The organism is Rhodococcus sp. NPDC059179 (assembly GCF_042754885.1).
GTDB lineage: Bacteria > Actinomycetota > Actinomycetes > Mycobacteriales > Mycobacteriaceae > Rhodococcus_G.
The window spans coordinates 433,748-456,970 of sequence record NZ_JBHZBV010000001.1; the positions used below are offsets into that span (position 1 = coordinate 433,748).

Consider the following 23,223-nt stretch of genomic DNA (forward strand, 5'->3'; position numbering starts at 1 on the left):
AGGTAGCAGGTTACGTGACATCTGCCGCTCACCAGGGGCGAATGCCCGAACGGTTCAACCGTTTCCGGCCGACTGCGTACCGCACACCCACGCGATTGGCGTCGAGCAGAAGGTCGGTCAGCGGGCGCCCGTCAGCCGAACCCGAAGGGCGGCCGACGCTTCCGCGACGGCGGTCAGGTCCGCCGGCTGAGCGATCGAGCGGGTTGCGTCCTCCTCCAGCAGCCGGAGCTGCAACCCGATCGCGGCACGCCGATCCTCGTCGCGAGTCGCGGCGGCGCAATCGCGCAGCAGCCGGATGAGCGCCAGCACCACGGACGGTTCGCGGGCCCCGAAGCGCCGAATCTGCGCGCACACCAGGTCGAGGTAGTCGTCGTAGGTGAAGGCGGGCACCGCGACGCTGTCGGCCGGACCCGCCGGCAGCACCAACGGTCCGAGCTCGCGCCGGGTCAGCGACGCCATGATCGCGGTGAGGTGGTCGATCGCCTGCACCGCGGTGTACGGGTCGTTGATCGCCGCGGACAACGCCTTTGAGGCGACGTCGACGAGTTGACGCAGCCCGAACGCCGCGTCCTGCTCGAAGGTCCGCTCGAAGCCGATCCGCACGGCCTGCTCGACCTCGCGGCCCACGTCGGGCACGTCGAACGGGCGGCCGGTGCCGCTCCACACCCAGGCAAGCGGGGTGGTGCCCGCCGCGATGTGATCACCCACGCATGGCGCGATCCGGACGGTGACCCCGCAGTCGACGAGCCGCTCGGGGTGCACGGTCTGCACATAGCCGGTGTGGGCGGACACCACTGTCGCGGCCGAATCCGGCACCGGCGGCAGCGGCAGCGCCGAGACCGGGAGCAGGCCGTGCCGCACCACCTCGCGGGTGTTGCGTTCCACCTTGCGCATGATCTCGTCGACCTGCAGCGAATGGGTCAGGTGATGGATCTCGTAGACGAGCGCGCCGAGGCTGAGGAACAACAGCACCATCGCCCAACTCACGGCGAGCCGCGGATAGTCCTCGGTGCGACTGCCCGCCGACACGCCCACGGTGTAGAGCCCGGCGATGCTGTACGCGAAGGTGGCGACGAAGACGCTGAGCACCACCTGGTTCGGGCGGTCACGCAGGAAGTTGCGCAGGATCCGCGGCGAGAACTGGGTGGACGAAAGTTGCAGCGCCACAACGGTGAGCCCCAGGGTGAGCGCGATGACGGTGATCATCGTGCCTGCGGTGCCGATCAGCAGCGTGCGGGCGTCGTCCGGGGTGCCCTGGAATGCGAGCCGATGCATCCACGTGCCGGGGCGCGTGTTCAGGCTCGACAGGATCGAGCCGAGGGCCAGCGCCAGCACCACGGCGATGGCGGGTAGCACCCACAGCGCGCCGCGTAGATACTCCCAGGCTGCCTCGCGCCTGCGCACCCTCGAATCGTACGCCCGGACATCAATTTCGCCGGGTGTTGATCCGGGACGTCAGGAACCGAACGGGTTGGAATAGCTGCCGAAGTCTCCGAGGCCGCCGCCGTACACGTTGAGGTCGACGTTGCCGTTCACGCCTGCGATCCGGCCGGTGCTGGTGTACTGCCAGAACGTCCAGTTCCGCCAGCCGCCGGGCAGCGGGCCGGGCTGGTCCCTGCCGTTGTAGTCGGCGATCCACAGCGGATAGTTCGAGAACTCCGTGGTGTTCGCCATCGCTGTGCGCCAGAAGTTCGGGTACGTGTAGATGATCGGCTGCTTGCCGGTGAGCGCCTGCACGGAGTTGAGGTAGCGGCGCGTCCAGTCGATCACCGCGGCGGGCGGCAGGCCCTTGGCGTCCTCGATGTCGAGCACCGGTGGGAGTCCGCCGAATCCGATGACCGGGAAGGCCGTCGACGCGAAGTACGCGGCCTGCGCCTCGGGCGACTGCCGGACATCGGCGTAGTGGTAGGCGCCGCGGGCCACCCCGGCCGCGCGCATGCCGATGCCGTCCTGCACGAAGAACGGGTTGACGTACCAGAGTCCCTCGGTCGCCTTCACCATCGCGAACTCGTGGCCGGACGCGCGGACCGCGAACCAGTCGATGCCCGACCCGCCGGGATGCTGCCAGGAGGCGACGTCGGGGCCATTCACCGGCTCCGCGCTCGCGACTCCCGGTGCCGCGAAGGCCACGGTCCCGGCAAAGAGGATCGAGGCGAGTCGGGTGACGCTTCGGACACGGTGTCGGCGCGACGTCATCGCCCGAGACTAAACCGATATGCGAGTCATGGCGATGAAACTGCGGGTGAACTTCCACCGCGGCCGCCGCAACTGTGGAGCGCTCAACCGAGCCAGTCCAGCACCGAGGCGGCGGTCCAGGACTGCTGCATGCTGCCCAGCGGCTCGCCGGTGAACGGCTCGTAGTACTCGGCGAAGCTGCCGTCGCTAGCCTGCCGCAGGCCCTCCGCGCGCAGGTGCCGCGACCGCTCGGCCCATCCGCGGCGGGCGAACGCCCAGGAGAACAGCCAGGTCATCACCGGCCACACCGGCCCGCGCCAGTATTCGCGCGACCGGAAGTCCCCTGACACCGGCGAGGTCGACGGCGGCACGGCGTACCGAAGGTCGGGGTGCCCGCAGAACCGCGGGCCCTCGAAGGTCCGCAGCAGCGCGCGTTCGGCGTCGCGGCCCAGCCCGCCGCACAGCAGCGGGGCGAACATCGCGATCGTCTCGGTGGGGATCCATCGCCCCGACCGCAGGTCGAAGTCCCGGGCGGCGCCCGAGCGCGGATCGGTGGTCGCGATGACCCCCTGCTGGAACTTGTCGGCCCAGTACCGCAGGTCCCGGACGTCCGCCTTCGGCGCCGCATGCTCCTCCCCGATGGTGGCGAGCACATCACAGGCGAGGGAGAACACGGCGCTGACGAACACGTCCTCGACGGCGAAGCTCATGGTGGACACCAGCTCGGCGTCGTCGTACCGGGCCAGCTTCATCTCCTCGACCAACCACAGGTAGCGGTCGTACTCGGCGTTGGTGGGCCGCTGCGTGGGGTCGGAGATGACCGCGGTGTCCTCCCGCAGGTACGGCGGCACCGAACCCGGGACGACGTTCGCGTAGGCCGCGTCCCAGCGGGGCGAGTTGTCCATGCCGGATTCCCAGCCGTGATAGAGGCTGATCCGCCCGTTGTCCTTGGGGTCGCGGGCGGTCGCGAGCCACCGGTGCCAGCGCATCAGGTCGCCCCAGCGCCGGTCGAGGAACTCCTCGGCGACCGCCCTCGTACTACGGCCGTGCCTGCGGGAGTGATCGAGGATGCGCTGCACCGCGATCGCGTGCACCGGCGGCTGGGTGATGCCGGAGGTCTGCGGGGCCACGGGCGCCGTCGCCGCCAGCTCCCCGCACGCCCACCGGGCCGGGCCGGGAAAGTACCCGTCCACCCCGTTCGCGAACACGATGTGCGGGATCATCCCGTTGCCCCACTGCGCGGACAGCAGCGTGTCCAGCTCGACGACCGCCCGTTCGACGCTGAGCGGCGCGAGCCCCACCGCGACGAACGCGGCGTCCCAGCTCCACATGTGCGGGTACAGCCGCGGCGCCGCGCTGGTCATGGTGCCCAGGTCGTTGCCGCGCAGCAGGTACGCGGCGCGGGCCGCGAGCTGTGTCGGGATGAATCCGGGATCGGCGGCCATCGTCCTAGTTTGCGTCGACGGCACCGATAGCGCCCGTCGGGGTGACATTCGCTCGACCGGTCCTCGCTCCGGGTGGCGCTCGACGGTGCGCAGATGCCTCGCCTCCTGTCTCACCAGGCACCGAAATTGAGTGGCAGGCAATGTGAAGGACCAGTAGGTTCGGTCCCACCCCCCCCGCTCTGTCCGTCGGTCGCCGACGTGACCCCTGTTCCCACCATCCGAAAGGTCCACCGTGACCGAGTCCACCCGCCTCGAGACCGATGGGGTCGTCGCCGGCGACCGCATCGAACGGCGCCACCTCCAGGTGATCGGTGTCCTGCTGGTAGCCACCTTCGTTGTGATCCTCAACGAGACGGTGATGACCATCGCCATCCCGGTCCTACAGGTCGAATTGGGCGTGCCTCCGAGCGTGGGGCAGTGGCTCACGACCGCGTTCATGCTGACGATGGCGGTGATCATCCCGCTCACCGGCTATCTCATCCAGCGCATCCCCACCCGCACCCTGTTCACGCTCGCCATGTCGCTGTTCACGGCGGGAACCCTCATCGCGTTCGCCGCACCCGGCTTCGGCGTGCTGCTGATCGCCCGCATCGTGCAGGCATCGGGGACGGCCATCATGCTGCCGCTGTTGATGACGACGATCATGACGCTGGTACCGGTCGCTCGCCGGGGAGCGATGATGGGCAACATCTCGATCGTGATCGCGGTGGCGCCTGCCCTCGGTCCCACCGTCTCGGGTTTCATTCTCGACCACTTCGGGTGGCGGTGGATCTTCGGATTCGTGGCCCCGTTCGCGTTGGTGACGCTGGTCGTCGGCGCTCGATTCCTCGTTTCGGTGTCCAAGACGACGACGGCCCGCATCGACCTCGTGTCGGTCCCACTCGCGGTTCTCGGATTCGGTGGACTCGTGTACGGCCTGGTCGGCATCGGCGAATCGGCGCAGGGATCCTCGACGATCCCGGTGTGGGTGCCGTTCCTCATCGGCGCGGCCGCGATGGCCGGCTTCATCGCCCGACAGTCCAGGCTGCAGCGCGAGGATCGCGCCCTGCTGGATCTGCGCGTGTTCGGCTCCCGCCAGTTCACCATCGCCGTGGTCGCGATGCTGGTCGGCATGGCCACGATGATGGGCACCTTCATCATCGTCCCGTACTTCGCGCAGTCGGTGATTCACCTCGACCCGTTCGAGACGGGTCTCATCACCCTCCCCGGCGGCCTTCTCATGGGTCTCGCCGGACCGATCGTGGGCCGCGTCTACGACCGGCGGGGACCGCTCGTGCTGGTCATCCCCGGATCGATCCTCGTCAGCATCGGTGTGTGGATGCTGACGGCGGTGAGCACCTCGACCTCGCTGTGGTGGCTGCTGCTGTCGAACATGGCGCTTTGTCTCGGTCTGTCGGCGACCTTCACGCCGCTGATGACATCGGGATTGGGATCGGTTGCCCCGCATCTCTATGCGCACGGTTCCGCGGTGGTGGGCACGTTCCAGCAGGTCGCCGGTGCCGCCGGTACGGCGTTGTTCGTCACGGTGATGACGGTTGTTGCCTCGCGATCCGGCGCCCCAGCCGATTCACCCGAGGCCATCGTCGAGGGTGTGCGGATGGTTTTCCTCGTCGCAGGCCTCTTGTCGTTCGTGCTGATCGCGGCATGCCTCTTCGTCCGCAAGCCGGCGGACGCGGTGGACCAGGCCACCGACCCGGTAGACCACACGGACACCGCGCCTGTGGACGTACCGGCTCAGCGGGCCTGACGGGGTAGCCGCAGGGGTGAAACGAACGGCGGTTCGTTTCACCCCCGGCCGTGGCGCAGCGTCGCGATCGTCGCCATGATCTTGTCGGTCTTGGCGGTGCGGCTGAAGCTGGTCAGCGCCATCAACGCGGGCATCCGCCTGCGGGCGACGGCCTTCGCGTTGGCGAACTCCTTGAGCCCGTCCTGGCCGTGGATGCGGCCGAACCCTGACTCGCCCACCCCGCCGAACGGCAGCGACGGGATCGCCGCGAACGCGATCACCGAGTTCACCGCCGTCATCCCCGACCGGATCCGGCGGGCGAGCTCGACGCCGCGCCGCTTGCTGAACACCGCGGAGCCCAGGCCGTAGCGGGAGGCGTTGGTCAGCTCGACGGCCTCGTCCATGTCCCGCACCCGGGCTACGGTCAGCGTCGGGCCGAACGTCTCCTCGGTGACCGCGAGCGAGTCCTCCGGCACATCCACCAGAATGGTGGGCTGAACCAGCCTGTCTCCCACCACATCCGGACCGCCGACGACGGCGCGTCCGCCGCGCTCGATGGCGTCGAGGACATGCGTGCGCACCACGGCGGACTGGGTGGGCATCGTCATCGGGCCGATCTGGGCGCCGGGGTCGGTCCCGGCCCGGACCGTACCGGCCAGCGCGGTGAGCTTGGCCAGGAACTGGTCGAACACCCGCTCGTGCACGTACACCCGCTCGGTGCCGATGCAGGTCTGGCCCGCGTTCGCCATCCCGCCCCACAACGCCGCGTCCGCGGCCGCGTCGAGGTCGGCGTCCGCGTCCACCAGCAAGGCGTCCTTGCCGCCCGCCTCGATGAGCACGGGGGTGAGGGTGTCCGCGCAGGCGGCCATCACCAACTTGGCGGTGGCGGTCGATCCGGTGAAGGCGAGCTTGTCGACACCCGCGCGACACAGCGCCTCGCCGGTGAGCCCGAACCCCGTGACCAATTGCAGCACAGGATGTTCCGGCACCACCTGCGCGAAGGCATCGACGAGCCACGCCCCGACGCCGGGGGTGAACTCGCTCGGCTTGAACACGACGGCGTTGCCCGCCGCCAGCGCGTACGCGATCGAGCCCATCGGGGTGAACACCGGGTAGTTCCACGGCCCGATCACCCCGATCACCCCCCGCGGCAAGTATTCCACCGTGGCGGCGTGGTCGACCATGCTGATGCCGGACGGAACCCGCTTGCGGCCCAGCACCTTCGACGCATGCTTGGCTGCCCACGCCAGGTGGTCGAGCGCCAGCACGATCTCCAGCTGGGCGTCGGTGTGCGGCTTGCCGGTCTCCGCGTGCATCACCTCGGCCAGCTGGCCGATCCGGCGGGTGATCACGCCCGCCCACGCGTCCAGATGCGTCCGGCGCTCGGCGAAGCTCAGCCCGGACCACCACTTCGCCGCGGCCCGCGCGCGCTCGACCGTTTCCGCCACCGCTTCCGCGCCCTGCACGGGGTAAGAACCGACGACCTCACCCGTCCCCGGATCCAGGGAGTCGAAGGTGGCGCCCGCATTGGTCGTAGGGCCGGTCTCGAGAGTGGTCATGGCGCGTCCTCGAATCTGGTTGTCGGAGCGGTGGTCATCGCGGTCTCGGTATGCCGCCGATCGCGGGTTTGCCGAGGATCAGGTCCGCGGCCTTCTCGGCGATCATGATCGTGGGGGCGTTGGTGTTTCCACGGGTGACGGTGGGCATCACCGACGCGTCCACCACCCGGAGCCCCTCCACCCCGAGGACACGCAACTGCGGGTCCACGACCGCCGACTCACCCGTCCCCATCGCGCAGGTGCCGACCGGGTGGTAGAGCGTCTGGGTCCAGGCCCGGACGTGGTCGGCCACCTCCCCGTCGGACAGGTTGTCGATGCGCGCGGGCAGGAACGGTCGGTCGAGGAACCGGGCGATCGGCGCCTCGCGCGCGATGTCCACGGCGCGCCGGAAACCCGTCACCATCGCCGCCATGTCCGCCGGGTCCTCGTAGTACCGCGGGTCGATCTCCGGGCGCCACAACGGGTCCCGTGAACGCAGTCGCAACCGGCCGCGGCTGGCCACGTCGACCACCGTCACCCCGACGGTGAACATTCGCCCCGGGGTTTCGCGCAGGCCGTTGTCGTAGAACCCGACGGGGGCGACGTGCAGCTGCACGTCCGGCGCGGCCAGGTCGTCGCCGCTGGCGAAGAACGCACCCACCTCGGCCAGGTTGGAGCTCAACGGGCCGCGGTGGGTGAGCTGCCACTGGGCGAGCCGGGCCGGGGTCTGGAAGTCCGACAGGTCGGTGGTGCCCCGGGTGTGCCAGAGCACCCCGGCGGCCGGGTGGTCGTGCAGGTTCTCGCCCACCCCCTGCAGGTCGACCGCGACGTCGATGCCCTGCTCCCGCAGGTGCTCGGCGGGACCGATCCCCGAGAGCAGGAGCAGCTGCGGACTGTTGATCGCACCGCCCGACAGGATCACCTCGACCGAGGCGTGTGCCGTCGACTCGACGCCGTCGCGCAGGTACCGGACCCCGACCGCCCTGGTGCCGCGCAACACCACCCGGGTCGCCTGGGCATGCGTGCGAACGGTCAGGTTCGGCCGGTCGAGGGCCGGCCGCAGGTACGCGTCGGCGGTGGACCACCGCCGACCCTTGTGGCAGGTCACCTGGTAGCGGCCCGCACCCTCCTGCTCGCCCCCGTTGAAATCGTCGGTGGGCTTCAGTCCCGACGTGACGGCCGCCGCCATCCATGCGTCGCTGAGCTCGTGGTTGTACCGGCGGTCCTCGACGTGCAGCGGGCCGTCGGTGCCGTGGACCGGTCCGGCCAGCCGGGAATTGCGTTCCGCCCGAATGAAATACGGCAGCACTTCGTGATAGCCCCAACCCTGGGCACCGTGCCCGTCGCGCCAGCCGTCGTAGTCGGCGCGGTTGCCGCGGATGTAGATCATCGCGTTCATCGATGAGCATCCGCCGAGCGCCTTCATCCGCGGCCAGAAGGCCTGGCGGCCGTCCATGTGCTTTTGCGGGGTGGTCTCGTAGTTCCAGTCCCACTTGGTCTTGAACAGGGATGCGAACGCCGCCGGGATCTTGATCTCGTCGGCGTCGTCCTCGCCGCCCGCCTCCAGCAGCAGCACCGAGACACTCGGGTCCTCGGTCAGCCGGGCCGCGAGCACGCACCCGGCGCTACCCGCCCCGACGATGACGTAGTTGAACACGTCTTGTTTCAATCCAGCCTGCGTCGACCCAGGCTGCTCCGACGCGGTTCGTCCGGCCACGGGCGCTCCTCGACCTCGGTCGTGCCGCCGCGATGTGACGGGCGTCTCACCGCGCCATCCAGTCTAGGAACACCGCGGCACCGCCACAGCCTTTGCGGAAACCCGAGTCCGGTCGCGGCCGGGCGCTCGCGGCATCGATGGATATCTCTGCAGATACGGTCACTTTCGAGATGCTGATCCGCGTTCGCTGAATTAGAGTCGTAGATGAACCGCATTTGCGATTACTGGAGAATGACGAACGCCGGAGGAACGGTAGTGGCACCGATTCGGATCAGGGAAGCAGCCGCGCTGCTCGGGGTCAGCGATGACACCGTCCGCCGCTGGATCGACGGCGGCAGCCTCGCCGCATCGAAGGACGAGTCGGGTCGCAAGGTCATCGACGGCAAGACCCTCGCCGATTTCGCCCGCGAGCACGCGACGCCCCCGCCGGACCCGCTCGGGGTCGGCAGCTCCGCCCGCAACCGTCTCGTCGGCCTGGTCACCAAGGTGACCGCCGACAAGGTGATGGCCGAGGTGCAGATGCAGTGCGGCCCCTTCACCGTCGTCTCGCTGATGAGCAGTGAGTCGGCCGCCGAACTCGGGCTCGAGCCCGGGAAGGTCGCCGTGGCGGTGGTCAAGGCGACCACCGTCATCGTCGAAACCCCAGGAGGAATGTCTTGACCCGCACACTCGGAGCGGCACTCGCCGCCCTGACCGCCGTCGCCCTGGTCGCCGGCTGCTCGAGCTCGGACTCCGACACAGCGGAGCAGGCCACCACGACGGAGGCGGCCTCCCAGGTCAGCGGCGACATCACCGTCTTCGCCGCGGCCTCACTGAAGAAGACGTTCACCGAGCTCGGTGAGAAGTTCGAGGCCGAGCACCCTGGCACCAACGTCGAGTTCAGCTTCGCCGGCTCGTCCGACCTGGTCGCGCAGCTCACCCAGGGCGCGCCCGCGGACGTGTTCGCCTCGGCCGACACCAAGAACATGACCAAGGCCGTCGACGCCGGGCTCACCGCCGATGCGCCGGTGAACTTCGCCACCAATACGCTCACGATTGTTACCCCGCCCGGCAACCCGAAGAACATCGCGACGTTTGCCGACCTCGCGAACCCGGGCACCCAGGTGGTCGTGTGCGCGCCGCAGGTGCCGTGCGGGGCGGCGACCCAGAAGATCGAAGAAACGAGCGGCACCGACATCACCCCGGTCAGCGAGGAGTCCTCGGTGACCGACGTGCTCGGGAAGATCACCTCCGGCCAGGCGGACGCCGGGCTGGTCTACGTCACCGACGCCGCGGGCGCGGGCGCCGCCGTCGCCACGGTTCCGTTCCCCGAGTCCGCGGGCGTGGTGAACACCTATCCGATCGCCGGGCTGAAGAGCTCCGAGAACAGCGCCACCGCAGGCGAGTTCGTCGACTTCGTCGTCGGGCCCACCGGTCGACAGGTGCTGGCCGGGGCGGGGTTCGCCGCACCGTGACCCCCATCGGGGTGCTCCGCACCGTGACGCGCCCCCGGGGCACCGGGGGCGAGGTCGCCGTGGGGCTGCCCCGGTGGGTGTACCTGCCCGCCCTGCTCGGCGCGGTCTTCGTGATCCTGCCGCTGGTGGCGATGCTGCTGGAGATCGACTGGGCCCACTTCGTGCCGCTCGTGACCTCCGAATCATCCAGGGCCGCATTGCTGCTGAGCCTGCGGACCGCCACCGCGAGCACGGTGCTGTGCGTGCTCGTCGGTGTTCCGATGGCGCTCGTCCTGGCCCGCACCAGCTTTCCCGGTCAGTCGGTGCTGCGGTCGCTGGTACTGCTGCCGCTCGTGCTGCCGCCCGTGGTCGGCGGCATCGCGTTGCTCTACACCTTCGGCAGGCAGGGCCTGCTCGGGCAGCAGCTCGAGGCGTTCGGGATCCGGATCGCCTTCACCACCACCGCGGTGGTCCTCGCGCAGGCCTTCGTCGCGCTGCCGTTCCTCGTCGTCAGCCTCGAGGGGGCGCTGCGCACGGCGGGTCGGCGCTACGAGACGGTGGCCGCGACCCTCGGCGCCCGGCCGACCACCGTGCTGCGTCGCGTCACCCTCCCGCTGGTGCTGCCCGGCCTGGTCTCCGGGGCCGTGCTCGCCTTCGCGCGCTCGCTCGGCGAGTTCGGCGCCACCCTCACGTTCGCCGGCTCGCTACAGGGCGTCACCCGGACCCTGCCGCTGGAGATCTACCTGCAGCGGGAGACCGATCCCGAAGCGGCGGTGGCGCTGTCGCTGCTTCTCGTCCTGGTCGCCGCGCTGATCGTGATCGGGACCAGCAGGCGTCGGGCCGGCGGTGTGCTGTGAGTGCGGCGGGGCTTCGGGTCCACGCCCGCCTCGAGCATCGCGGCGTCGACCTCGACCTCGACCTCGACGCCGGCCGGGTGCTCGCCGTGCTCGGCCCGAACGGGGCCGGCAAGTCGACGCTGCTCTCGCTGATCGCCGGGCTGGTCCGGCCCGACCGGGGCCGCGTCGAACTCCACGGGCGGGTGCTCACCGACACGGGGTCGGGGGAGCTCGTGCCCGCGCACGCGCGCGGCGTGGCCATGCTGTCGCAGCAGGCGTTGCTCTTCCCGCACCTGAGCGTCGCGGAGAACGTCGCGTTCGCGCCGCGCAGCCGAGGCGAAACCCGTTCCGCCGCACGAGCGATCGCCTCCCGATGGCTGCGCGAGGTCGATGCCGAACCGCTCGCGGGCAGGCGACCGTCGCAGCTGTCCGGCGGCCAGGCCCAGCGCGTCGCGATCGCCCGCGCCCTCGCCGCCGACCCGCGACTGCTGCTGCTGGACGAACCGATGGCGGCGCTCGACGTCGGCTCGGCGCCCGCGGTCCGCCGACTGCTCCGCCGGATCCTGCGCGAGGAGCAGCGCACCGCCGTGCTCGTCACCCACGACGTGCTCGACGCGCTCGCGCTGGCCGACCACGTGATCGTCATCGAGTCCGGGCGGATCGTCGAGCGGGGGAGCGTGCGCGACGTACTGACCTCCCCGCGCAGCGCCTTCGCCGCCCGAATGGCGGGCGTCAACCTGGTGTCGGGGACGATCGCGGAGCCGGGCCTGCTCCTGACCGACTGGGGCACAACGCTGTCCGGGATCGGCGAGACCGCCGTGGGATCCGACGCGGTCGCCCTGTTCCGGCCGGGCGCGGTGGCCGTGCACCTCGAACCACCGGAGCATGCCAGCCCCCGCAACGTGATAGCGGTGACGATCGCGGACCTCGACGTGCACGGGACCACCGTCCGGATCAGGGGAACGGACCACCCGGACGGCAGCATCGGGCCTGCCGCCGATGTCACCGCCGCCGCGGTCGCGGACCTCGACCTGGCGCCCGGCCAGCACGTCTACTTCGTCGTCAAGACGCAGGAGCTGGAGCTCCATCCCGCCCTGGCGCCCTGAAACCCGGTCGCCGATTGTCGGTGGGTCTGCCTATCGTGAGTCCATGAGCATCCCAGCCATGATCAGCGTCTCGGGACTCGCGCGCACCTTCTCGACCAAGACCGGACCCGTCGAGGCCGTCAAGGGCATCGACTTCCGGGTGTACGAGGGCGAGATCCTCGGACTGCTCGGCCCCAACGGTGCGGGCAAGACCACCACCCTGCGCATGATCAGCACCCTCATCAACCCGACCGCCGGCGAGGCCGTGGTGTCCGGCGCCGACCTGCGCCGGGACCCGCGGGGAGTCAGGTCCCGGATCGGGTACGTCGCGCAGGGCGGGTCCACCAACGAGGAGGAGCTGGTCCTCGACGAGCTGATCCTGCAGGCCCGGCTCTTCGGGCTGAGCAAGGCGGCCGCCACCGCGAATTCCGAGGCTTTGCTCGCCGCCCTCGACCTGGACGGCCTCGGCGGGCGCAAGTGCAAGCAGCTCTCGGGCGGTCAACGCCGACGGGTCGACATCGCGCTCGGCCTCGTGCACCAGCCGAACCTGATCTACCTCGACGAGCCGACCACGGGGCTGGACCCGCAGAGCCGCGCCAACCTGTGGGACCACATCCGCTCCCTGCGGGACCGCGGCACCACCATCGTGCTCACCACCCACTACCTCGACGAGGCCGACGCCCTCTGCGACCGGATCCTCGTGATGGACCACGGGGAGATCGTCGCGGAGGGCACGCCCGACGAGCTCAAGCGCCGCATCTCCGGCGACGTGATCAGCCTCGAGATCGCGCCGGAGCTGGCGGCCCGCGCGATCGCGGTGGCCGACGACGCCCTCGACCTGCGCTCGCAGCTCACCGAGGGCCACCACGTGCACCTGACCGTCGAGCAGGGCGACGCCGCGGTGATCCCGCTCCTGCACGCGCTGCAGGGGGCGGGCATCGTGCCGGGCTCGCTCACCGTGAAGCGCCCCAGCCTCGACGACGTGTTCCTGACCGTCACCGGTCGCTCGCTTCGGGACGGAGACCAAGGATGAGCTTTCTCAACGAGACCGGCCTGATCTTCTGGGCCCACCTGCGGGCGAACCTCCGCAATCCGCTGTGGGTGCTGATCGGGCTGACCCAGCCGGTCCTCTACCTGGTGCTGTTCGGCCCGCTGCTCGAGGGCGTCGGCGGCTCGGTGGGCGCGGGCACCGACCCGTGGCTGGTGTTCACCCCCGGACTGATCATGCAGATCGGCCTGTTCGGCTCGATGTTCGCCGGCTTCGCGATGGTGTACGAGCTGCGGGCCGGCATCATCGAGCGGCAACGGGTCACCCCGGCTAGCCGCGGCGCGCTGCTGCTCGGCCGGGTGCTCAAGGACATGGTGGTGCTCATGGTGCAGGCCACCATCCTGGTCCTGGTCGCGGTGCTGCTGTTCGACCTGCGGCCCAACCCGCTCGGCTTCGTGCTGACCCTGCTGCTGGTTGCCGTCATCGCGGCCGGGATGTCCTCCGCCTCCTACGCCCTGGCGCTGGCGACCCGCTCCGAGGATTCACTGGCCTCGGTGCTGAACATGGTTTCGGTTCCGCTGCTGCTGCTTTCGGGCATCCTGTTGCCGATGACCCTCGGCCCCGGGTGGCTGCAGACGCTGGCGCGGCTCAATCCGCTCTCGCACACCGTCGACGCCGCCCGCGCCCTGTTCCGCGGCGACTTCGGTTCCTCCGACGTCTACGTCGGCACCCTGGTCACCGTCAGCCTGGCGCTGGTGCTGGGGCTGATCGGGGCCCGGACGTTCGCCAAGGAGAACGCGTAGGTCGGCTAGCCTCGAACTCATGCGTCGGACTGCACTGATCACGGGGGCGAGCCGCGGCCTCGGCGCCGCCATCGCCCGCGAGCTGGCCCCCAGCCACGACCTGCTGCTCGGGGCGCGCAGCGCGGAATCACTGAAGCCGATACTCGCGGAACTGCCCGGTGCCGTCGGCCGGCCCGCGGACCTCACCGACCACGACGCGGTCGCCGCCGCAGCGGCGGGCATCGACCGGCTCGACGTGCTGGTGCACAACGCCGGCGTCGCCGACCTGGGCACGGTCGCCGAGACCCCCGCCGAGGTGTGGCGCCGGGCATTCGAGGCGAACGTGGTGGCGGTCGCGGAGCTGACCCGGGTGCTGCTGCCGGCGCTGCGGGCGGCGAACGGGCATGTGGTGCTGATCAATTCCGGTGCCGGGCTGCGGGCGAACGCGGGCTGGGGAGCCTACGCGGCGAGCAAGTTCGCGCTGCGCGCCTTCGGTGACGCGCTGCGCCTGGAGGAGCCCGCGCTGCGGGTGACCTCGATCCACCCCGGCCGGATCGACACCGACATGCAGCGCGACATCGTCGCGACCGAGGGTGGCGAGTACGACCCGGACCAGTTCCTCAAGGCCACCACGGTCGCGGGCGCGGTGCGGGGCGCCGTCGAGACGCCACGCGACGCACACCCGACCGAGATCGTGCTGCGGCCGATCGCGCGGTGACCGAAGCGGGCGCTCAGGCCAGCGTCTCGATGCGCTCCCTCAGCAGATTCGTCAGAAGTGCGGTCTCCCGGTCGGCAAACCCGATCTCGCCACATCTGTCCGGCCAGTCCCGCGCCCCCGCGACGAGTGTGTCGAGCATGCGGGTCAGCGCCCGCTCTCGAAGACCGAGCCGGGCGCCGGCCTCCACGAAATGCCTTCGGCTCAAACGGTTGTTGCGACCGTAGAGGTGCATCGCCATCGGATCCTTCCAGCCTGTGTAGGGCTGGGTGGTCAGTAAGTCGTAGGCCGGGGTCGGCTGCCACACACCGTCGGGTGCGTATATCGAGATGTTCTTGCCGTGCAGATCGCCGTTGCCGATCAGCCACGAGAAGGCGACGGTCCGCAGCAGCTCGAGCGTCGCGACGGCGGCCGATCCACCCCCGCGGGCGCAGGCGTTCGCGAGAGTCGAGACCGCGACTTCCGCCTTCAATCGGTACTTCGACGCAGGGTATAGGCCAGCGACCTGGCAGGCGTCCTCCTGGGCGATTCGGGTGTCCCCATCGCGGTCGAAGCGCGCGACCAGCAGCGCGCTCCTGCCGTCCGCGTCGTGCAGCAGCCGGGTCTCGGGCACTCTGAGTCCCGTCGCGCCGGCCATGCGCATGAAGAAGTGTTCATTCTCCGCCAGACGCGGAAAGCCGGTCGGCGGCGTGAGCTTGAGGATCGCTGGTCCTGTGGACGTGCTCGTCGGCACCGACCACATGGCGGCACTCACCTTCGGTTGGACCCCGGCGAGCCCGACCGGATCGGCCTCGACGGAACCGGCGAGGCGCGCAAACAAGCGCCGGAAATCCGTATCGGTATGGGGAGAAAACATCGGGGATCGGCCGGGCGGGACCGTGTCGGCGGGCACGACACGGACGTCGCCGATCGTGTCGGCGCCGACGGCAAGCAGCAGTGTGAGGTGATCGTCGACGGAGGTCTTCGTGGACGACACCGCCGCCCCGAGGCGGACTCCCTCGGGCAACAGCCCGGCGAAGAACGGCGGGACCGCCCCGCCCGTGGTGACCGACGGATAGTCGGCGTCGGCGAGAAGTGACCAGGACACCGATACAGGACGGACGGGCCGCCCGACAGTGGGCGGCGCCGCTGTGTAATCGAAAGTGATGGCATCGCCGTCAGCGGCGCGGGCAAGCCTGGCCACCACTCTGTCGCCGAGGTAGACGTCCGCGGCGGTGACCTCCCGTAGAACCACGGGCTCCGGCATGGTCATTGCTGAGCGTCGGCGTGGGCGGCCGTCATCGGTTCAAGGCGCAGTCCGAGTATCTCGGCGATCTCCACGACGGAGGCGAGTTTGACCGACCCGGTGCCGTATTCGAGCGCCTGCACGCTGGATCTGGAGACACCCGCGAGGTCGGCGAGCACTTGCTGGGTGAGACGGAGCTCGATGCGACGACGCGCAAAGAGTTCTCCTATGCGTTCAATCTCAGGCATAGAAGAGCCTCGGGTGGGATTGCTCCTGCGGGGTCCCGGCATCCTGGCTCCTATGCTTTGTTTAGCAAGCATAGACTGGACTTCGGCCTCGTGGCGGCTAATGAATCACGACTATGCCTGGTTTTGCACGCATTGGGGCGTAAATGCAACCGGGAGGATTGACACCGACATGCAGCGCGGAATCGTCCCAGTCAGCGGTCGGGTCCGCGTCGCGACTATGGGCAGAACACCAGCGGCCCGCCGCAACCCGGGACCGGCTGGCCCGGCCGCGGCCAGATCGACCGGTCGTGCAATTCCCTCGGCGGCGCCGCGAACGCCCGATCCGGCACGATGGTCTGCAGGCGCTCGGGAGCGAACACCGCTCCGTGATGCTTCGGGGGGAGTAGGCAGCCGTTGGCATCAGAACTGTAGGACGGCCCCGGAATGCACTCGGGGGGAGGTGGCAGCTCGTCGGCCTGGGCGGCCGCTACGCCGCCGACCGCGACGGTCGCGGCGGCCCCGACTACGAATATCAGTGACCGCAGTCGGAAGCGGAAGGACGTGGTCATGGGAACTCCTGGTGAGTCGTTGGGACCGGTGCGGTACCTCGATCCGCCGCGATGCCCTGGGCACCCTCAACACTGACGAATCCCCGCCCACCGATCCATCCCCACCGGGGTGGAATCACCTCACCCAGCGCACCCCCTCCGGTCCTGCTAGCCGCGTTCGACGAGCACGCAGCGCGCGCCGGTGAAGATCGTCGGCATGCACCTGTTGTTGTGGTCGCACAGCGAGCGCGTGCCGGGGTCGGCCGCAATCTTGTTGACGAGGTCCGGCTCCCGCAGCAGGGCCCTCGCCATCGCGACGAACTCGAAGCCCTCCGCCATCGCGGTGTCCATGCCCGCGCGGTCGGTGACGCCGCCGAGCAGGACCAGCGGCATCTTCACCGCGGCGCGAACCTGCCGCGCCTGATCGAGCATGAACAAGGGCTCGTACGGGTACGAGCGCAGGAACTTCTTGCCGATCAGCTTGACGCCGAGGCGGGCCGGCTGCGGCATCACCGCGGCGAACTCCTTGACCGGTGCGTCGCCCCTGAACAGGTACATCGGGTTGAGCAGCGAGCTGCCCATCGTCAGCTCCAGCGCGTCGAGGCTGCCGTCGGCCTCCAGCCACCGCGCCACCTGAATCGACTCGTCGACCCGGAAGCCACCCGGGACCCCGTCGTCCATGTTGAGCTTGGCCAGGATCGCGACACGATCGCCCACCGCGTCGCGGACGGCGCGCGCCGTCTCGAGCATGACGCGGGCCCGGTTCTCCAGCGATCCGCCGTAGGAATCCTTGCGGTGGTTCAGCTTTGGGCTGAGGAACGAGCTGGCGAAGTAGTTGTGGCCGAAGTGGATCTCGACGGCGTCGAAGCCGGAGTCCGCGGCGATCACGGCCGCGTTGGCGTGCGCGGCGACGATTCGCTCGATGTCGCCGACGGTCGCGGTGTGGATGCGCCGCATCGACATGGGGTTGAACGACGGCGACGGCGCCAGCGCCGGGAGACCGTTGGATTTGCCGTTGGCGACCGGACCGGCATGACCGAGCTGTGCGGACGCGGCGGCCCCCTCGGCGTGGATGGCGTCGGTCAGACGACGCAGTCCCGGCTTGGCCTCCTCGCGCATCCAGATCTGGCCGAACTCGGTGCGACCCTCGGGTGCCACCGCGCAGTAGGCGACCGTCGACATGCCCACGCCGCCCCGGCTGGGGCGGCGATGGAACTCGATCAGGTCGTCGGTGACGAGTGCCTGGGGCGTCTTGCCCTCGAAGGTCGCGGACTTGATGATCCGGTTGCGGAGCGTCAGCGGTCCGAGCTTTGCCGGTGCCAAGACGTCGGGGTGGGTCACGTCGCGTCCCTTCGGGTTGGTGTTGCCCGAGGTTAGACCCGCTGCCTACGCGGGCGCGGCAAAATCTCCCGCTCCGCGGGATGCATTCGCGTCCTGGCTATATGACGGCACTCGGGAAGCTGTGCTGCACCTCGAAGCCTCCCGCCTCGAGCGACCCGAAGCCGGGCAGCTCGGCGGGGGTATGGGGGGTGAGGTCCAGCTGCAGTGCACCGGTTTCCGGATCGAGATGTTGTGATCCGAGGCTGCCGGGCGCGACGGTTTCGACGCCGGAACCGCCTGCGGGTGCCGACACCTCGACGGAGGCCACCCGACCAGCCCACAAGGCGAACGCCCCCAGCAGGGCGAGAAGGACGAGGAACTGTGCGATGCCGGCGATGCCGGCGATGCGGCCGCGTCGGCGCTCGTGCGGCTCCGGCAGCACCCGCATCGTCGATTCGTCGAGCACGGGGCGACGCCCGAGAATGTGTGGGGCAGTGTTCATTGAGATCACGCTCTTTCGGGGTGGCCGAGCCGCCCGGACATCGGAACGGAAGGTGTTGTGCCAGCGACGCTCTCCCGGGATTCGGGAGACTCTCCGCCTTGCTGACTACCAGTCTCGTTCGCCGACGCTCGGATCTACATCCCCACCAGGAGGGAAACCGCTACCACCCCCGGCTTCCCGGTGAACCGGTCAGGCCGGATCGGACACCGTTGCGCTGTCCTTACCTCGCGCCCATCGGGGCAGGATGAAGATGCCCTCGGCCTCGACGCAGACCCCGTCCGGTCCGGCGAGGTGCCCGGTGACGATGGTCTTGACCCCCTCGACCCGATCGATACGAGCCTCCGCATGCAGTGCGCCGAGCGGGGTGGGACGGCGGTAGCGCAGGGTGAGCGTCCCGGTCATGCCGGGGGCCCCGCCCGCCTCGGCCGCCGAGCCGAGCACCTGATCGAGCACCAGCGCGGACACGCCCCCGTGCGTCAGGCCCGCGGGGCCCTCGTAGGCAGCCCCGAGGTGGAAGTCGGCCCACGCCCGCCCGTCGGGGTCGCAGTGGACGTCCAGCGGCGGCGCGACCGCGTTGCGCAGCCCGGCCGCGGCGTTGCCCCAGGCCCGCTTCTGGCCCGAGGCACCCCAACGCACGCCGTACGGTCCGGGGTTCATGCGCGTGCGCAGGATCCGCTTGGCCGCCTCGAGGTGCTCCTGCGCGGCGCGGACGTCGCCCAGGTCCTCGACCTCGGTCAGCAGGGCGATCTCGATCAGTTCCCGGACGCTGTCGGTCAGCGGTCCGTACAGGTCCGCCTGGCGCGCGATCTCGTCGTCGGACATCTGGTCCTGGACGTACAACAACTGCTGGCTGGCGATCGAATCGGTCACGGGGCCTCACTAGATGCGGGAAGTCGACACCGGGCACGAAGGGCAACGGTCCTTGCGCACGATGCGTCATGCGCGCAATGTGCACTCTACATACGGGGGCCGGGCCTGCCCGCACCGCTCCGCCGGGACGGCGGCTACCGGGCGGTAACGATTTGGCCGGAATCCGCCACGCGGGCGGACGAGAACATTTAGCCTGTCGAACGGCCCCGGACGGGGTTCTTCGATTCGCTGTCCGTTCACCCAGGGCACCACGGATCTCGATCCCGCGCCCGCCCCTCTGGAGGCACCCATGCGCTTACGGCTCCTGTCACTCGCGGCGGCCGCCGCGACCGCATTGGCACTCGGAGGGGCGCCCGCGATCGCGGACCCTCTGCCCGCCGAGCCCACCTACTACGTCTCGCTCGGCGATTCACTCGCGACCGGCTATCAACCAGACACGAAGACGAACGAGAACTTCGCCTACACCGACCGGATCTTCGCCGCCCTCAGTGCGTCCGAGCCGACGCTGCAACACATCCGCCTCGGCTGCCCGGGCGAAACCACGGAGACGATGATGAACGGCGGTCGGTGCAGCTACCCCGACGCGACATCGCAGCTCGACGCGGCCACGAAGTTCCTCTCCGCTCACCGGGGACAAGTCCGGTACGTCAGCGAGGGGATCGGGGGGAACGACGTCAACCGCTGCCTGAGCGGTGGTTCCGGATCGGCCGGACTGCCCGACCTCGGCTGCATCACGGACGCGCTGGCGACGATCGGGAAGAACATCGCCGCGATGAACAAGCAGCTGAGCGGGGCGGCAGGCGAGGGCGTCAGCTTTGTCGGTATGACCTACTACAACCCCGCGCTCGCCGGCTGGCTCGGTGGCGGCACGGGAAGGCTGATGGCGAACGCGACCGCGGCCGCCAACAACGTGCTCAGCGCCACCATCGCCGGCGCCAACGCGTCCGCCGGCTGGAAGACCGCCGATATCGCGGCCGCGTTCTCCAACAACGACTTCGGCAACACCGTCGACGTGCCCGGTTTCGGGCCGCTACCGAAGAACGTCGCGCAGATCTGCCTGTGGACGTGGATGTGCTCGTCCTACAAGGACATCCACGCCAACAAGACGGGGCACCAGGTGATGGCGGACACGTTCGTTCCGATTCTCACGGGTGAGTCGCCCGGGCTGGGGTCGGGATCGGCAGGCTCCGGCTCCGCGCGCTGACCCCCTCTGCGCTAGCCCCTGCGCAGCAGGAAGGCCAGGACGGCGGACTCGAACGCGTCCTTCTGCTCGATCATCGCCCAGTGCCCACAGTTCGGGAACACGTGCAGCTCCGCGTTGGGGATGGTGCGCATCGGGATCAGCGACATGTCCAGCGGGCTGACGCGGTCGTCGCGACCCCAGGTCAGCAGGGTCGGCGCCTTCACCCGGTGCATCATCGCCCACGGCGGCGGCGGCGCATCGGAGGCCTCCATCGCCTTCACCATCTGAGTGAACGCGGCCTTGCCGTACATCCGTCGCGCGCTGTCGAGGGTCTCGGGATCGGTGGCCTGGGTCCACCGCTCCTCGATGAGCTCCTCGGTCACCAACGCCGGGTCGTAGACCATCGAGTGCAGCCACTGGATCAGACGCTCACGGGTCGGTTCCTCGGTGAACTCCTGCAGCAGCTTGATGCCCTCGCCCGGGCCGGGGCTGAAGATGTTCTTGCCGATGCCGCCGATGGTCACCAGCCTGCGCACCTTGTCCGGATGGCTGATCGCGTAGTTGATCCCGACACCGCCGCCCATCGAGTTGCCGATGATGTCGACGCTGTCGAGGCCGAGCGCATCGACGAACCTCACCACCGAATCGAGGGCGGTGACCATCGGATGGCCGCCGAAGTCGTCGCTGACCCCGAAGCCGGGGAACTCGAGGACGAGACAGCGGAAGTGCTCGGCGAACACACCGAGGTTGCCCCGGAAGTTACGCCAGCCGGTCACGCCGGGACCCGAGCCGTGCAGCAGCAGCAGCGGGGGACCGTCGCCTGCCTCGTGATAGCGCAGGACGCCCGCGTCCGTGGCGATCTCCCGCAGGGTGCCCTCGTAGCTCAGGTCCGATGTCATCGCCTACCTCCATGTCACAGACGGTGGTTCGACCGCTGTTCACTTCCAACGCTGCCACCGCGCGGCCCGGCCTCCCAGATGCCGTTCCGGTCAGTGGGCACATCGGGCGCCCCAAAAAGGGTGAAGGGCACCGTCATCCGGTCAGACCGAACGAAGGCGCCCTTCACCCCGGGGTGATCGGTCGAATCAGGTGATCAGTCGACGGCGACCATGGCCGGCTCGTCCGCGATCTGGCTCGCCGGGATCTTCACCTGCTCGATCTTGCGGGGCAGCAGCAGCGCGACGACGGCGCCAAGGGCCGCGGCGACGGCACCGATCAGGAACGCGATCTGGTAGCCCTTGTCGGTGTAGAGGATCGCGCCCTGCGTCATCTCCAGCGGGATCGGCGCGATGTGCGAGTTGTTCATCACGGTGAACGCGATCACCGGCAGGACCGCAGGGAAGACGCTCTGGAAGACCCCCACGATGCTCGCGGTGCTGGCCTGCAGCTGCGGCGGAACGGCCTCGATCAGCAGGTTGGGGATCGACGCGTACGCCATGCCCATGCCGGTGCCGAACACGCCCGCGAACACGATGAGCAGCGCCTTGTTGTCGTGGATCATCGCGGTCAGCGCGAATCCGAGTGCCATTCCGAGCAGTCCGATGACCAGCAGCGGGCGCGGACGGACGTTCCGGCCGACGAGCATGCCGACGAGGACGCCGCCGATGACGACCATCAGTCCGATCGGCGCCTGGAAGATCGCGAAGCCCTCGGCGCTGACGCCGAACCCGTAGCCCAGGCCCAGGATCGCGGGGGTCATGGCCATCATGGGCAGCAGGATCGTGAACAGTCCGCTCGAGCCGTAGACGAACCCGGCGCTGATGGCGGTGAGCAGCACGGGCCGCCTGCCGAGGACGTTCAGGTCGATCAGCGGCTCACGCACGAACTTGGCGGTGGCGAGCCACGCCAGCAGGAGCGCCACGCCACCGAAGAGGTAGGCGAGGGTCGAACCGCTCTTCCAGCCCCAGGTGGGACCGAAGCTAACGGCGATCAGCACGCCCGCGATGCCCGCGCCCAGCAGTACCGCACCGAGCAGGTCGATGCTCGACCGCAGCCGCACGGGCGATTCGTCGGTGGAGACGATGATCATGGCCGCGAGGATCACGAGCCCGATCACGAAGAACCAGAAGATGCTGCGGAAGCCGTGGTTGTCGATCAGCCAGCCGGTGAGGAACGGCGCGGGGATCGCGATCAGGCCCATGCCGCTGGTGGCGATGCTCACCGCGAGCGCGATCGTCTTCGCCGGGAAGACGTCCCGGATCAGCGAGTAGCTCAGGAACAGGCAGGGCACGAGCAGACCGGACAGGGCGCGACCCGCGATCAGCACCGCGTAGCTGCCGGCCAGCGCGGAGAGCAGCGATCCCAACGCGGCGATCGCCACGCACGCCAGCAGCAGCTTGCGCTTGCCGTACATGTCGGCGAGCTTGCCGATCAGCGGGGCGGTGACCGCACCGACGAGCAGGAATGACGTCAGCAGCCAGGCGCCCTGGGTGGTCTGGTAGTGACCCGCGATCGCCGGGAGGGCCATCGAGATCATCATGTAGCTGACCGCGAGCATCTCGAGGAGAAGCACGAGCGAGGCGAGCGAGAAGATCAGGCGAGGCGTCCACCTTTGCGCGGCGGTATCGGCGGGCGATCCGCCGGGTAGGGGTTGAGCAACCATCATCGGGTCCTTTCGGGTACCTGCACGGGACTCGGATGTCGGAGGTCGACGTGGTTTCGAGCCGGGCGAGTGGTGGGTGTTCACATTCACCGGACGCTTGCCGGTTCAATGTGTAATCGACATCACAGTTCCCACACGGCATGTCGCGCCATGGATCGTTCCGCCCAGCGGGAGGTCGGCGACGAGAAGCCGGCACGCCGGCCCTCAAGAACCACGAAAAGGCTTGGTAAACAGGCAAATCGGACGGGTAGCACAGTGCTCGCGGCGGCGCGAGGAGCGATGTCGGGCGGCCGCCACAAGACCGTC

Annotated in this window: 22 protein-coding genes; 9 read left to right on the top strand and 13 right to left on the bottom strand. The window is 69.4% G+C overall.

The genetic code is table 11. From position 1 onward, the window contains the following. Positions 1-117: 117 nt before the first annotated feature. The 3 genes from ACFXMV_RS01960 to ACFXMV_RS01970 form a co-directional block, all read right to left on the bottom strand. Positions 118-1,404: a DUF2254 domain-containing protein gene (locus ACFXMV_RS01960; RefSeq protein ID WP_378502644.1), complete on the bottom strand. Its 1,287-nt coding sequence runs from the start codon at positions 1,402-1,404 to the stop codon at positions 118-120. Between the two features lie 51 nt (positions 1,405-1,455). After that, on the bottom strand, positions 1,456-2,196 hold the full coding sequence (locus ACFXMV_RS01965) for a glycoside hydrolase family 25 protein (RefSeq protein WP_378499786.1): 741 nt from the start codon (positions 2,194-2,196) through the stop codon (positions 1,456-1,458). An 83-nt stretch (positions 2,197-2,279) separates the two neighbouring features. Further along, positions 2,280-3,620 (bottom strand): glycogen debranching protein, encoded by a 1,341-nt coding sequence (locus ACFXMV_RS01970; RefSeq protein ID WP_378499785.1) that lies wholly within the window; start codon positions 3,618-3,620, stop codon positions 2,280-2,282. A gap of 232 nt (positions 3,621-3,852) precedes the next feature. Here ACFXMV_RS01970 and ACFXMV_RS01975 point away from each other — a divergent pair, with 232 nt between their 5' ends. After that, positions 3,853-5,367 (top strand): MDR family MFS transporter, encoded by a 1,515-nt coding sequence (locus ACFXMV_RS01975; protein WP_378502643.1) that lies wholly within the window; start codon positions 3,853-3,855, stop codon positions 5,365-5,367. A gap of 38 nt (positions 5,368-5,405) precedes the next feature. Here ACFXMV_RS01975 and ACFXMV_RS01980 read toward each other — a convergent pair whose 3' ends face one another. Together ACFXMV_RS01980 and ACFXMV_RS01985 are read right to left on the bottom strand one after the other, a co-directional pair. After that, positions 5,406-6,905 (bottom strand): aldehyde dehydrogenase family protein, encoded by a 1,500-nt coding sequence (locus ACFXMV_RS01980; protein WP_378502642.1) that lies wholly within the window; start codon positions 6,903-6,905, stop codon positions 5,406-5,408. 34 nt (positions 6,906-6,939) lie between these two features. After that, the gene (locus ACFXMV_RS01985; protein WP_378502641.1) at positions 6,940-8,601 is read right to left on the bottom strand and encodes a GMC family oxidoreductase; all 1,662 of its coding nucleotides are present in this window, start codon (positions 8,599-8,601) and stop codon (positions 6,940-6,942) included. Between the two features lie 255 nt (positions 8,602-8,856). Between ACFXMV_RS01985 and ACFXMV_RS01990 the strand changes: the two genes are divergently transcribed. Genes ACFXMV_RS01990 through ACFXMV_RS02020 form a run of 7 tightly spaced genes read left to right on the top strand, consistent with a single transcriptional unit; the run spans position 8,857 to position 14,443 of the window. Further along, positions 8,857-9,261, top strand: a complete 405-nt coding sequence (locus ACFXMV_RS01990) for a molybdopterin-binding protein (protein WP_378498460.1) — start codon at positions 8,857-8,859, stop codon at positions 9,259-9,261. Continuing rightward, a complete protein-coding gene (modA, locus tag ACFXMV_RS01995; protein ID WP_378498459.1) occupies positions 9,258-10,055 on the top strand; it encodes a molybdate ABC transporter substrate-binding protein in 798 nt (265 codons plus the stop codon). Before ACFXMV_RS01990 ends, modA begins: the two co-directional genes overlap by 4 nt. Positions 10,056-10,078: 23 nt before the next feature. Then, positions 10,079-10,891 (top strand): ABC transporter permease, encoded by an 813-nt coding sequence (locus tag ACFXMV_RS02000; protein WP_378498458.1) that lies wholly within the window; start codon positions 10,079-10,081, stop codon positions 10,889-10,891. Next, positions 10,888-11,976 (top strand): sulfate/molybdate ABC transporter ATP-binding protein, encoded by a 1,089-nt coding sequence (locus ACFXMV_RS02005; protein WP_378498457.1) that lies wholly within the window; start codon positions 10,888-10,890, stop codon positions 11,974-11,976. Before ACFXMV_RS02000 ends, ACFXMV_RS02005 begins: the two co-directional genes overlap by 4 nt. A gap of 43 nt (positions 11,977-12,019) precedes the next feature. Continuing rightward, positions 12,020-12,988, top strand: coding sequence for an ATP-binding cassette domain-containing protein (locus ACFXMV_RS02010; protein WP_378498456.1), 969 nt, complete (start codon positions 12,020-12,022; stop codon positions 12,986-12,988). Next, positions 12,985-13,746 (top strand): ABC transporter permease, encoded by a 762-nt coding sequence (locus ACFXMV_RS02015; RefSeq protein ID WP_378498455.1) that lies wholly within the window; start codon positions 12,985-12,987, stop codon positions 13,744-13,746. The genes ACFXMV_RS02010 and ACFXMV_RS02015 overlap by 4 nt, the downstream gene beginning before the upstream one ends. Positions 13,747-13,765: 19 nt before the next feature. Beyond that, positions 13,766-14,443 carry an SDR family oxidoreductase gene (locus ACFXMV_RS02020; RefSeq protein WP_378498454.1) on the top strand — a complete coding sequence of 226 codons (678 nt, stop codon included), beginning with the start codon at positions 13,766-13,768 and terminating at the stop codon, positions 14,441-14,443. 13 nt (positions 14,444-14,456) lie between these two features. Here the strand turns inward: ACFXMV_RS02020 and ACFXMV_RS02025 are convergent, their stop codons facing one another. The 6 genes from ACFXMV_RS02025 to ACFXMV_RS02050 all read right to left on the bottom strand — a co-directional run bounded on the left by ACFXMV_RS02025 (position 14,457) and on the right by ACFXMV_RS02050 (position 19,132). Beyond that, the gene (locus tag ACFXMV_RS02025; RefSeq protein ID WP_378498453.1) at positions 14,457-15,692 is read right to left on the bottom strand and encodes a type II toxin-antitoxin system HipA family toxin; all 1,236 of its coding nucleotides are present in this window, start codon (positions 15,690-15,692) and stop codon (positions 14,457-14,459) included. Next, positions 15,689-15,913 (bottom strand): helix-turn-helix domain-containing protein, encoded by a 225-nt coding sequence (locus tag ACFXMV_RS02030; RefSeq protein WP_378498452.1) that lies wholly within the window; start codon positions 15,911-15,913, stop codon positions 15,689-15,691. Before ACFXMV_RS02030 ends, ACFXMV_RS02025 begins: the two co-directional genes overlap by 4 nt. A gap of 215 nt (positions 15,914-16,128) precedes the next feature. After that, entirely contained in the window at positions 16,129-16,461 is a 333-nt protein-coding gene (locus ACFXMV_RS02035) for a hypothetical protein (RefSeq protein ID WP_378498451.1), read from the bottom strand. Positions 16,462-16,608: 147 nt separating this feature from the next. Then, positions 16,609-17,781: an NADH:flavin oxidoreductase gene (locus ACFXMV_RS02040; RefSeq protein WP_378498450.1), complete on the bottom strand. Its 1,173-nt coding sequence runs from the start codon at positions 17,779-17,781 to the stop codon at positions 16,609-16,611. A 97-nt stretch (positions 17,782-17,878) separates the two neighbouring features. Then, the gene (locus tag ACFXMV_RS02045) at positions 17,879-18,262 is read right to left on the bottom strand and encodes a hypothetical protein (RefSeq protein WP_378502640.1); all 384 of its coding nucleotides are present in this window, start codon (positions 18,260-18,262) and stop codon (positions 17,879-17,881) included. A 189-nt stretch (positions 18,263-18,451) separates the two neighbouring features. Then, a complete protein-coding gene (locus ACFXMV_RS02050; protein WP_378498448.1) occupies positions 18,452-19,132 on the bottom strand; it encodes a PaaI family thioesterase in 681 nt (226 codons plus the stop codon). 289 nt (positions 19,133-19,421) lie between these two features. Here ACFXMV_RS02050 and ACFXMV_RS02055 point away from each other — a divergent pair, with 289 nt between their 5' ends. Continuing rightward, positions 19,422-20,336 (top strand): GDSL-type esterase/lipase family protein, encoded by a 915-nt coding sequence (locus ACFXMV_RS02055; RefSeq protein ID WP_378498447.1) that lies wholly within the window; start codon positions 19,422-19,424, stop codon positions 20,334-20,336. Between the two features lie 11 nt (positions 20,337-20,347). On the opposite strand, the gene ACFXMV_RS02060 is transcribed toward ACFXMV_RS02055, so the two are convergent. Further along, positions 20,348-21,214 carry an alpha/beta fold hydrolase gene (locus tag ACFXMV_RS02060; RefSeq protein ID WP_378498446.1) on the bottom strand — a complete coding sequence of 289 codons (867 nt, stop codon included), beginning with the start codon at positions 21,212-21,214 and terminating at the stop codon, positions 20,348-20,350. A gap of 194 nt (positions 21,215-21,408) precedes the next feature. Further along, on the bottom strand, positions 21,409-22,917 hold the full coding sequence (locus ACFXMV_RS02065; RefSeq protein WP_378498445.1) for an MFS transporter: 1,509 nt from the start codon (positions 22,915-22,917) through the stop codon (positions 21,409-21,411). Positions 22,918-23,223: the final 306 nt, after the last annotated feature.